Source organism: Myxococcus guangdongensis (genome assembly GCF_024198255.1).
Classification (GTDB): Bacteria; Myxococcota; Myxococcia; order Myxococcales; family Myxococcaceae; genus Myxococcus; species Myxococcus guangdongensis.
In genome coordinates this window covers 1-12,107 of record NZ_JAJVKW010000020.1, presented here as the reverse complement: position 1 = coordinate 12,107, position 12,107 = coordinate 1, and the positions used below count along the sequence as shown (strand labels likewise).

Here is a 12,107-nt window from a genome sequence, read left to right as displayed (position 1 = left end):
AGACATCGACGACGCGGACCTCGCCATCATCGGCATGTCCGGGCGCTTTCCCGGCGCGCGGAGCACGGCCGAGCTGTGGGCGAACCTGCGCGGCGGCGTGGAGTCCATCCGCTTCTTCACGCCCGAGGAGAGCCTCGCCGCCGGCGTCGCTCCGGAGCAGGTGGAGGACCCGGACTTCGTGCGCGCCTCCGCGGTGATGCCCGAGCCCGAGGCCTTCGACGCCGCGTTCTTCGACATGCCACCGCGTGAGGCGGAGCTGACCGACCCGCAGCACCGCGTCTTCCTGGAGGTCTGCTGGGAGGCGATGGAGCACGCGGGCTACTCGCCGCGCGACTTCCCGGGCGCCGTCTCGGTGTACGGCGGCGCCACGCTCAACACGTATCTGCTGATGAACCTGGCGCGCAACCCGCGTGTGCTGGAGTCGGTGGAGCCGGTGCAGGTGAACATCGGCAACGGCACGGACTTCCTGGCCACCCGCGTCTCGTACAAGCTGAACCTCCGGGGCGCGAGCCACGCGGTGCAGAGCGCGTGCTCGACGTCGCTGGTGGCGGTGCACCTGGCCTGCCAGAGCCTGCTCAACGGCGAGTGCGACATGGCGCTCGCGGGCGGCGCCTCCGTCAACGTGAGCTTCCTCCACGGATATCGGCACGTGGAGGGCGGCATGGCGTCCCCGGATGGACGCTGCCGGCCCTTCGATGCGAAGGCGCGGGGCACGCTGTTCGGCAGCGGCGCGGGCGTGGTGGTGCTCAAGAAGTTGAAGGCCGCGATGCGCGATGGCGACACCGTGCACGCGGTCATCAAGGGCTCGGCCATCAACAACGACGGCTCGCTCAAGGCGGGCTACACCGCGCCGGGCGTCGAGGGGCAGGCCCAGGTCGTGGCCGAGGCGCTGGCGGCCTCGGGGCTGGAGGCGGACGACATCGGCTACGTGGAAGCGCACGGGACCGCGACGCCGCTGGGAGACCCCATCGAGGTGGAGGCGCTCACGCGCGCCTTCCGTGCGTCCACGCAGCGTCGGCGCTACTGCGCGCTCGGCTCGGTGAAGGGCAACCTGGGCCACCTGGACGCCGCGGCCGGAGTCACCGGGCTCATCAAGGCGGCGATGGCGGTCAAGCACGGCGAGCTGCCGCCCAGCCTCCACTACGAGCGGCCCAACCCGGCCATCGACTTCGACAACAGCCCCTTCTACGTCAACGCGACGCTCAAGCCGTGGCCGGCCACCGCCATGCCTCGCCGCGCCGGGGTGAGCTCGTTCGGCGTGGGCGGCACCAACGCACACGTCGTGCTGGAACAGCCGCCGCGTCCGCTGGACAGCGCGGCGCCGCGCCGGGCGTGGCAGGTGCTCCCGCTGTCTGCCCGCACGCCCTCCGCGTTGGAGGCGAGCTCGCGACGACTGGCCGAGGCACTGAAGAGCCTGCCCGACGCGAAGCTCGCGGACGTGGCATGGACGCTCCAGGCCGGGCGTCAGCGCTTCTCGCATCGACGCGTCATCCTCGCGCGCGAGGCAGGCGACGCGGTGGAGGCGTTGACCCAGGCTCCCGCCGAGCAGTCCGCCCCCGAGGCCCAGGACAGCGTGGACCGGCCGGTGGCGTTCCTGTTCCCCGGTCAGGGCTCGCAGCACGTGGGCATGGGCCGCGCGCTGTACGACTCAGAGCCCGTGTTCCGGGCCGAGGTGGACCGGTGCGCGACGCTGCTCGTTCCGCACCTGGGCGGCAAGGACCTGCGCGACGTGCTGTATCCGAAGTCTGGCACGCCCGAGGAGAACGAGCGCACGCTGGCGAGGACGGAGCTCACCCAGCCCGCGCTCTTCACGCTCGAGTACGCCACCGCGCGGCTGTGGATGTCCTGGGGCGTGAAGCCCGCCGCGATGCTCGGCCACAGCATCGGTGAGTACGTGGCCGCGTGCCTGGCGGGTGTCTTCACGTTGGAGCACGCGCTCCAGCTGGTGGCGGCGCGTGGACGGCTGATGCAGTCGCTCCCGTCCGGGGCGATGCTGGCCGTGCCGCTGAGCGAGGACGAGGTGCGCCCCTACCTGGGCACCGAGCTGAGCCTCGCCGCGGTGAACTCGCCCATGCAGTGTGTCGTGTCCGGGCCGCATGAAGCGGTGGAGCGCGTGCGCCGCCAGCTCGAGGAGGCCGGCGTGCGCAGCCACGTGCTGGCCACGTCGCATGCGTTCCACTCGTCGATGATGGACCCCATCCTCGACGCCTTCACCGCGCGCGCGGCGGCCATGCCGCTGCGGCCGCCCACCCTGCCCTTCGTCTCCAACGTCACCGGGACGTGGATCACCACCGAGCAGGCGACGAGCCCGCGCTACTGGGCGCAGCACCTGCGCGGCGCGGTGCGCTTCGCCGATGGGCTCCACGCCCTGCTGTCGGACCCGAAGCGCGCGCTGCTCGAGTGCGGACCGGGACAGGTGCTCAGCAGGCTCGCGCGGAGGCACCCCGACACCGTCGCGGCGCGTCCGGTGCTCGCGTCCATGCCGACGTCGCAGGACACCGTGGCGCCGGGCACACCGCCGCTCGCGTACACCACGCTGGGCGGACTCTGGCTCGCGGGCGTCACCGTGGACTGGAAGGGTTTCCACGGCGAGGAGCGACGCCACCGGCTCCCCCTCCCCACCTATCCCTTCGAGCGTCAGCGCTTCTGGGTGGAGCCCGAGGCGCGGAGCACGGCGTCCGAAGCGACGAGCGCGCCCGTCACCCCGGAGACCGCGCTCGTCCAGGAGTCGATGGAGCGCTGGTTCCATGTTCCGTCCTGGAAGCGCGCCCCGCTGGCACCCGCGCTCGTCGCTCGTGGAAACACGCCTCGGGTGTGGATGGTGTTCGAGGATGCGTCCTCGCCCACCGACGCGCTCCTGGCCGCCGCCCCCGGCGAGGAGCGGCGAGTCCTCCACGTTCGCCCTGGCACCGCCTTCAGTCGCACGGGCGACTCAGAGTTCACGGTCGCGCCCGGCTCCCTGTCGGACTTCCGCGCGCTGCTCGGTGTACTGCGCGACGCGGCCCTCCTCCCCGACGCCGTGGTGCACCTGTGGGGCCTCACGCCCGGGCTCCCCACGTCCTTCGCGCAGGCACAGGCGAGCGGGTTCCACTCACTCGTCGCCCTCGCGCGCGCCCTCGTCGAGCATGCCCCCGAGCGCCCCTGCTCCATCTGGGTGGTGACGAACCACGTCCACGAGGTGACGGGCGATGAGGTTCTCGCTCCGGACAAGGCCACGGTGCTGGGCCCCTGCCAGGTCGTCTCGCAAGAGCAGCCCTTCCTGCGCCTGCGTCACATCGATGTGGTGACGGACGCGGACTTCAAGCTGGCCCCCGCGAGCCTCCACTCCCTGCGCGCCGAGCTTCGTTCGACGGCCTCGGACACGGTCGTCGCGCTGCGCGGCCCCCACCGGTGGGTCCGTACGCTGGAGCCGCTGCCGCTGCATGATGCGGCGGGCGCACACGTCCTCTCGCGCGCGGGTGGCGTGTACCTGCTGGTGCATGGCCTCAGCGGCGTGGGCGCGATGAACGCACGCGCCCTCGCGAACATCTCGCCCGGCGCGAAGCTGGTGTGCCTGGAGCCCGCGGACCTGCCGTCCCGCGAGCACTGGGACGCGCACCTGTCCCAGCACGGCGATGCGCATCCCGTCTCGCAGCGCATCCGTCGGGCTCGTCAGCTGGAGACCCTGGGCGCCGAGGTCGTCGTCCTCACCGTCGACGTGACGCGACAGGAGTCCTTGCGCGAAGCGGTGGACACGACGCTGGCGCGCTTCGGTGCCTTGCACGGCGCGGTGTACGGGGCCTGGCTGCCGCGTGAGCAGGTGGCACGACTCGTCTCCGAGACAGGGCCCGAGGAGAGCGCGTGGCACTTCGACGCGCGCGTGCGGGGACTGGCGCTGCTCGACCAGGTGCTCGGCGATCGGCCCCTGGACTTCCGCGTGGTGGCGTCCTCCATCTCCTCCGTGCTGGGCGGCATGGCCACCGTCGCGCACACGGCGGCGAGCGCATGGCAGGACACGTTCGCCGAAGCGGCGACTCGCGCGGGTCGGCGTTGGGTGAGCCTGGATTGGGACGTGGTGCGCGTGGAGGACTACGGCGCGCACCCAGGTGCACGCGGTGAGGCCCTGGACCGGCTGGCCATCTCTCCCGAGCAAGGCGCCGAAGCACTCGGACGCGTGCTCGCGCAGACCGAGGGCGCCTGGTGGGTGGTGTCCACGCACGACCCGGTGACGCGACAGGCGCGGCCCCGTGCCGTCGAGGCCGTGGACTCCGTCACCCCGGCCGCGCGGACCCAGCATCCCCGGCCGTCGAACCTGCGCAGCGCCTACGTCGCGCCCACGACGGAGATGGAGCGCACGCTCACGGAGCTGTGGCAGCAGACGCTCGGCGTCGCGCCCATCGGCATCCAGGACAACTTCTTCGAGCTGGGCGGCGACTCGCTCATCGCCGTGCAGCTCAGTGATCGGCTCAAGCGGCGCCTGGACATCAGCGTGCCCGCCTCCAGCCTCTACGAAGGCGTCACGGTGAAGGCCCTGGCCGCCCTGCTCCAGCCTCCCGAGGCCGGCGCGGTGCAGTCGGAGACGGACGAGCGCGAGTCCACGGTGCAGCGTCGCAAGCAGAACGTCCAGCGGCAGCGCTCCCGTCGGCGCTCCGATGACGAGGACGCGGAGGACGAGGGCTGAGTCGGCCCGCAAGTCGACCCTGCCCGCGCACCATGCGAGTCATCCTCACCAACTTCGGGTCCCTCGGTGACGTTCAGCCCTTCGTGGCCCTGGCCGTCGAGCTCAAGCGACACGGCCACCAGCCGGTGCTCGCCGCCGCGCCTTCGTACGAAGCGCTGGCGCGACACCACGGCCTGGAGTTCGCGCCCGTGGGCCCGGACCTCCGGGACGCCCAGAGCGGCATCACCCAGGCGATGATGGGCAACCCCGCGGTCGCCCACTCCGCCGGCGGCATGCTCCAGCTCTTCCAACCGCTCGCCGAGGCCGTGCCCCTCATGCTCGAGGACCTGCGCGCCGCGTGCCGAAACGCCGACGTCCTCGTCAGTGGACGCGTCCAGCCCGCCGCCCGCATGGTGCACGACCTCACGCACCTGCCCTTCGTCACGGTGCTCGTGGAGCACAGCGGCAGCGGTGGCGGAAGCCCGGCCTTCCAGGCCGCGGTGCGCGGACTGGTGAACCCGCTGCGCGAGTCCCTGCGGCTGCCTCCGCTCGACAACCCGCTGGTGGATGGACTGTCACCCCAGCTCGTCCTCACCGCGCTGAGCCGGCACGTGCGCCCGCCCGCGTCGGACGCGCCGGCGCACCACCACACCGTCGGCTACTGCCTGCTCGACGAGCCGGACTTCACGCCGGACGCGAAGCTGGCCGCGTTCCTGGCGGAGGGCGAGGCGCCGGTGTGCATCACCTTCGGCAGCATGACGCACACGGACTCCGCGGCGCTGACGGACACGCTGGTGGCCGCCGCCGAGCGCGCGGGTCGACGGGTCCTCATCCAGCACGGCTGGAGCGGCCTGGGCCAGCGCGCCCTGCCTGCGATGGCGCACGCGCTCGGACAGGTGCCGCACTCGTGGCTGTTCTCGCGGGTGTCGTGTGTGGTGCACCACGGCGGCGCGGGGACCACGGGCGCGGCGTTCCGCGCGGGAGTTCCCCAGGTCGTCGTGCCGCACACGTATGACCAGTTCACCTGGGGCGAGGTCGTCCAGGAGCGCGGCTGCGGTGGACCGGCGATTCCCATCGGCGAGCTGAGCGTGGAGCGACTCGCGGCGGCGCTGCGCGCGGCGCACGAGCACACGGGCCCGCGCGCCACGGCGGCGAGGCTGGGCGAGCAGCTTCGCGAAGAGCACGGAACGACGAAGGCGCGTCACCACATCGAGGACCTGGTCCGTCGGGTGGGGCTCGCCTCGGACCCGGTGAGCGGGGACGAGGGCGATGAGGACGCGGAAGACGAGGGGCGGCGTCAGCGGCGCAGGAGCGCGCTGAAGCAGCAGCGGGCGAGGAAGGTCGACACTTGAGCGAGACTCGGGAGAGAGACATGGCCACGGATTCGTCCAACGCGGACACCACCGGACTGGAGATCGCCGTCATCGGCATGGCGGGGCGGTTCCCGGGCGCGCGCGACCTGGAGGCCTTCTGGAGGAACCTGCGCGACGGCGTGGAGTCCATCCGCTTCCTGGAGGACGCGGACCTGGAGCCCAGCGCGCTCGACACGGCGGCCGTGCGCTCGGACCCGAACTACGTGAAGGCCGCGGCCGTCCTCGAGGACGCGGACCTGTTCGACGCGGGCTACTTCGGCGTCACCCCCAAGGAAGCGGAGGTGATGGATCCGCAGCAGCGCGTCTTCCTGGAGTGCGCCGTGGAGGCCCTGGAGAACGCGGGCTACGACACCGAGCGCTTCAAGGGCCGCATCGGCGTCTACGCCGGCGCGCGCACGGACACGTACGTCTTCAACCTCTTCTCGAACCCCGCCGCGCTGGGTGGACTGGACCCGTTCGAGATTGGCCTGGGCAACGACCTGGCCTTCCTCACCACGCGCGTGGCGCACCGACTCAACCTGCGCGGCCCCGCGTACTCGGTGCACACCGCGTGCTCCACCGCGCTGGTCGCGTTGCACCTGGCCGGACAGGCGCTGCTCGCCGACGAGTGCCGGATGGCCGTCGCGGGCGGCGTGGCCATCAACGTCCCTCAGAACGTGGGATACCTGTACCAGTACGGTGGCATCGCCTCGCCGGACGGCCACTGCCGCGCGTTCGACGCGAAGGCCGCGGGCACCATCTTCGGCAGCGGCATCGGCCTCGTCGTGCTCAAGCGACTGGAAGACGCGCTCGCCGACGGGGACACCATCCACGCCGTCATCAAGGGCTCGGCCATCAACAACGACGGCGCCGTGAAGGCCAGCTTCACCGCGCCCAGCGTGCAGGGCCAGGCCACCGTCATCAAGGACGCGCTCGCCGCCGCCGAGGTGTCCGCGGACAGCATCAACTACGTGGAGGCACACGGCACCGGCACCGCGCTGGGAGACCCCATCGAGGTGCGCGCGCTGACGAAGGCCTTCGGCAGCAAGACGAAGGGGCGGCGCACCATCCCCATCGGCTCGGTGAAGACGAACGTGGGGCACCTGGACGCGGCGGCTGGCAGCGCGAGCCTGCTCAAGGCCATCCTCGCGATGAAGCACCAGCAGCTCCCGCCCAGCCTCCACTTCGAGTCGCCCAATCCGCAGATCGACTTCGACAGCGGTCCCTTCTACGTGAACACCGCGCTCCAGCCGTGGCCCCGTGGGCGCACGCCCCGGCGCGCGGGCGTGAGCTCGTTCGGCATCGGCGGCACCAACGCGCACGTCATCCTCGAGGAGGCGCCCGCCACAACCGCGTCGTCCGCGAGCCGGCCCTGGGAGTTGCTCGTGCTGTCGGCGCGCAGCCACACGGCGCTCGACACGGCGACCGCGCGGCTCGCGCAGCATCTGGAGGCCCAGCCCGGGCTGTCCCTGGCGGACGTGGCCCACACGCTCCAGGTGGGCCGCAAGGCGCACTCGCACCGCCGGGTCGTCGTCGCCCGTGACGTCCAGGACGCCGTGCGCGTGCTGCGCATGGCCGAGCCCCAGCGCGTCCTCACGGCGACGCATGAGACGAGCCAGCGCCCCGTGTCGTTCCTCTTCTCCGATGCGGGCGTCGGTGCTCCGCTGGAGTCGCTCTACCGCTCGGAGCCTGTCTTCCGCGCGGAGGTGGACGCCTGCGCGAAGCTGCTCCGCTCGCCGTTGGACCTGGACCTGAGCGCCGCGATGTATCCCGAGGACGGCAGCCGGCCCTCGCTCACCGCGCCCCTGGGCACGATGGCGCGCTTCGTCGAGCAGTACGCGCTGGCGCGACTGTGGATGTCCTGGGGCCTGGTGCCCGAATCCGTGCTCGGAGAGGGCATCGGCGCGTGGGTCGCGGCGAGCATCTCGGGTGCGCTCACGCTGGAGAAGGCCCTGACGATGGCGCTGCTCGGCGACCCGAGCAGCCAGCGTGGAGGGTTGACGGGCTCGAATCTGAAGTCTCCCGAGGTGCCGCTGCTCTCCGCCGCGACGGGCGCCTTCGTGACGGACGCCGAGGCCGTGCGCCCGGAGACCTGGTTGGACGCGGCGGGCAACACGTCCCGCCTGGACGATGCGCTGCGCGAGCTGGTGAAGGAGTCCACCCGCGTCGTCCTCGCGATGGGCACCGCGGGAGCACTCGTCGAGCGCGCTCGCGCGTTGGCCGGCACCACCGGCACGCGCGCGGTCAGGGCCAGCCTCGCGGACGCTCAGCCCGCGCTGGCCTCCGTGCTGAGCACGCTGGGCCAGCTCTGGCTGGATGGCGTGGAGGTGGACTGGGACGACGTGAACGAGGACCGTGGCCTTCGCCGCGTGCCGCTGCCCACCTACCCCTTCGAGCGCCAGCGCTACTGGGTGGCGCCCGCCGCGCGCGTCGAGGCCACTCAGGCCGTGTCGGCCCAGGCGCCGCAAGGAAAGCTCACGGACGTCGCGGACTGGTTCCATGTCCCCGCGTGGCACCGCACGGCGCCCATCGCACTGGACCGCAAGGCGCTGTCGGAGCGCCGCTGCTGGGTGCTCTTCGTCGATGGTCTGGGCGTCGGAGAGGCGCTGGCCCGTCGACTGGAGGAGGCAGGACAGGACGTGGTGCGCGTGCGCCAGGGTGGCGCCTTCATGCGCGACGCGGCGAAGCGATACGCGTTGGATGCCCGGCTGCGTGGTGACTACGCGACGCTGTGGAAGGACCTGGCCGACCAGGACCTGAGTCCCTCCGTGGTCGTGCATCTGTGGAGCCTGGGCTCCTCGGGCGAGGAGGCGTCCAGCCCCGAGCTGTTCCGCAAGGTCCAGGACACGGGCTACTACAGCCTGTTGCACCTGGGACAGGCGCTCGCGAAGGGCGACACGTCGCGCCCGGTGCGCGTCGAAGTGGTGACGGACCGCGTGCGGGACGTCGCGGGCGAGGGCACGGCTCTCCCCGAGAAGGCCACGCTGCTGGGTCCCTGCAAGGTGATTCCGCAGGAGCAGGAGCACGTCTCCACGCGCTGCCTCGACGTGGTCGCCCCCGCGCCCGGGAGCGCCGCGGTGGAGAAGCTCGCGGAGCGATTGCTCGCGGAGTTGAGCCAACGCTCGCGTGACGCCGTGGTCGCATGGCGCGGCAGCCTCCGTTACGCGCAGACGCACTCGCCGCTGCGCCTTGAGCCCGCGGGCGAGGCCCCCACGCCGCTGCGTGAGCAGGGCGTGTACCTCATCACCGGCGGCCTGGGCGGCGTCGGCTTGATGCTGGCCGACCACCTGGCGCGCACGCTCCACGCGCGCATCGCGCTGCTGGGTCGCACGGCGCTGCCCGCGCCTTCCGAGTGGGACGGCTACCTGGCCACGCACCCCGAGGACGACGCCGTGGCGCGCCGCATCCTCCGCGTGCGGGAGCTGGAGCAGGCGGGCGCGCAGGTGATGGTGGTCCACGCGGACGTCGCGGACGCGGCGCAACTGGAGGCGGCCGTCGCCAAGGTGGAGGCCCGCTTCGGTGCGTTGAATGGCGTGCTCCACTGCGCGGGCGTCACGCAGGGTCCGTCGCTCTACAACCCGCTGACGGACATCGGCCGGAGCGAATCCGAGACGCAGTTCGGTCCCAAGGTCCATGGCACGTATGCGCTGGAGCAGGTGCTGAGCCGCCGCTCGGCGGACTTCGTGCTGCTCTTCTCGTCCAACGCCGCGGTGCTCGGCGGCCTGGGCTACCTGACGTACGCGTCGTCGAACCTCTTCATGGATGCATTCGCGCAGGCGCGCGCGGGCCGGGTGGGGACGCGCTGGGTGAGCGCGTCGTGGGACCCGTGGCCCGAGGAGACGAAGCACACCAACGTGCGCACCAGCATGGACCAATACGCCATGACGCCCGCGGAGGGCGCGGAGGCAGTGCGCCGGCTGGTGACGCTCGGGGTGGATGGCCAGGTGGTGGTCGCCACCGGGGACCTGGCGCAGCGCTGGCGGCTGTGGATTCAGCGCGAGACGTCGCAGCCCGTCGCGGGAGCACGCGCGGCCGGCAAACCACGGCGTTCGAAGACGCCCTTCGTCGCGCCCGCGTCGGAGCTGGAGAAGCAGCTCGCGGCGCTCTGGCAGGAGATCCTCGGCGTCGACTCCGTGGGCCTCAACGACAACTTCTTCGACCTGGGTGGACACTCGCTCCTGGCCACGCGCGTGGCGGGGCGGCTGCGCACCCAGTTCGACCTCGACATTCCCCTGGCAAAGCTCTTCGAGGCCGCCACGGTGGCCTCGCTGGCGAAGCTGGTGGCGGACCATCAGGCGGCGCTGGAAGAGGCCGCCAGTCAGGCCGCGCTCGATGAGCTGGCCAACCTCAGTGACGAAGAAATCGAAGCCGAGCTCGCGCGTCGCTCGCGCTAGCCGGCCCTGAACCTTTCATGGACCGGCGAGCCCTGCTCGCCCGGCCCCCTCGAACTTCCCTCCGCCCTGGGCCATCCCCAGCGGCCGGAGGACCCGGAGTCCAGCAATGAGCGGTAGTTCCAAGAACCTCGACAAGCTCACTCCCAAGCAGCGCGCGCTCTACGAGTTGCTCCTCAAGGAGAAGAAGGGCCAGCTGCAGGCCTCGTCGGCCCAGGCGCTCGAGCGGACCATTCCGCGTCGCGCCGGCACCGAGCCCGCGCCCGCGTCCTTCCCGCAGCAGCGACTGTGGGTGGTGGACCAGCTCGAGGGCGGTCAGGCGTTCGCCTACAACGTCCACATCACCGTGCAGTTCACTGGCACGCTGGACGTCCCGTTGCTGGAGCGGTGCGTGAACGAGGTGGTGCGTCGGCACGAGTCGCTGCGCACGGTGTTCGCCGCGCGCGACGATGGGCTCCCCGTGCAGGTCGTCCTGCCGGAGCTGACGCTGACCATCCCCGTGGAGGACATCTCCGCGCTGGCCAAGGAGGAGCAGGACGCGGAGGTGGAGCGCCGCACCAGCGAGGAGTCCCAGCGCCTGTTCGACCTGGCGAAGGGCCCGCTGCTGCGAGGCAAGGTGCTGCGCCTGGGGCCCGACAACCACGTGGCGCTCGTCACCATGCACCACCTGGTGACGGACCGCTGGTCGCTGGGCGTCTTCGTGCGCGAGCTGATGGCGTTCTACGCCGCGGAAGTCACCGGGCAGTCGCCCGCGATTCCCGAGCTCGCCATCCAGTACTCCGACTTCGCGGAGTGGCAGCGCGAGCGGATGCAGGGCGAGCGGCTGCGCGTCGAGCTCGACTTCTGGAAGCAGCACCTGAAGACGCTGCCCGCGCCGTTGGAGCTGCCCACCGACAGGCCGCGTCCCGTGCGTCAGACGTACCGGGGCTCGCGTCAGTTCGTCACGCTCCCGGTGGCGCTCACGCGCGCGTTGAAGGAAGTGAGCCAGCAGGAGGGCGCCACCCTCTTCATGACGTTGCTGGCGACGTTCCAGACGCTGATGCACCGTCACTCGCGGCAGACGGACATCACCGTCGGCTCACCCATCGCCGGCCGCAACGTGCCGGAGCTGGAGTCGTTGATCGGCTTCTTCGTCAACACGCTGGTGCTGCGCAATGACCTGGGCGGCAACCCCACCTTCCGCGAGCTGCTGCGCCGCGCGAAGGACGTGTGCATGGCGGCGTACGCGCACCAGGAGCTGCCCTTCGAGAAGCTCGTCGAGGAGCTGCAGCCCCCTCGCGATTTGAGCCGTCACCCGCTGTTCCAGGTGATGTTCAGCTTCCAGAACACCCCGCGCCAGGACCTGTCCATGCCGGGGCTGCAGTCCACGTATCTGCTCGTGGACCCGGGCTCGGCCAAGTTCGACCTGCTGCTGGAGCTGCGCGAGGACCGACCGGACGAGATCTTCGGCTGGCTCGAGTACAACACTGACCTCTTCGACGTGACGACGGTCCAGCGGCTGCGTGGGCACTTCTACACGCTGCTCGGCGCGGTGGCCGCCAACCCGGACACCCGTCTGTCCGAGCTGCCGTTGCTCACCCAGGATGAGCACGTCCAGTTGCTCTCCGACTTCCAGGGCGAGCACGTCCGCTACCCCGAGGACGCCACCCTCCACTCCCTCTTCGAGGCCCAGGCCCTCCGCACGCCTCACGCCGAGGCCCTCCGCTTCGAGAAGACGTCTCTCTC

General features: G+C 71.5%; 4 protein-coding genes. All 4 read left to right on the top strand.

What is annotated here, in order from left to right:
• The first annotated feature begins 34 nt into the window (after positions 1-34).
• Positions 35-4,660 carry a type I polyketide synthase gene (locus tag LXT21_RS39705; RefSeq protein ID WP_407667096.1) on the top strand — a complete coding sequence of 1,542 codons (4,626 nt, stop codon included), beginning with the start codon at positions 35-37 and terminating at the stop codon, positions 4,658-4,660.
• Positions 4,661-4,692: 32 nt separating this feature from the next.
• The gene (locus LXT21_RS39700) at positions 4,693-5,991 is read left to right on the top strand and encodes a glycosyltransferase (RefSeq protein WP_254043453.1); all 1,299 of its coding nucleotides are present in this window, start codon (positions 4,693-4,695) and stop codon (positions 5,989-5,991) included.
• Between the two features lie 20 nt (positions 5,992-6,011).
• On the top strand, positions 6,012-10,385 hold the full coding sequence (locus LXT21_RS39695; protein WP_254043452.1) for a type I polyketide synthase: 4,374 nt from the start codon (positions 6,012-6,014) through the stop codon (positions 10,383-10,385).
• 106 nt (positions 10,386-10,491) lie between these two features.
• On the top strand, positions 10,492-12,107 hold a 1,616-nt coding region (locus tag LXT21_RS39690), incomplete at its 3' end, for a condensation domain-containing protein (RefSeq protein WP_254043451.1).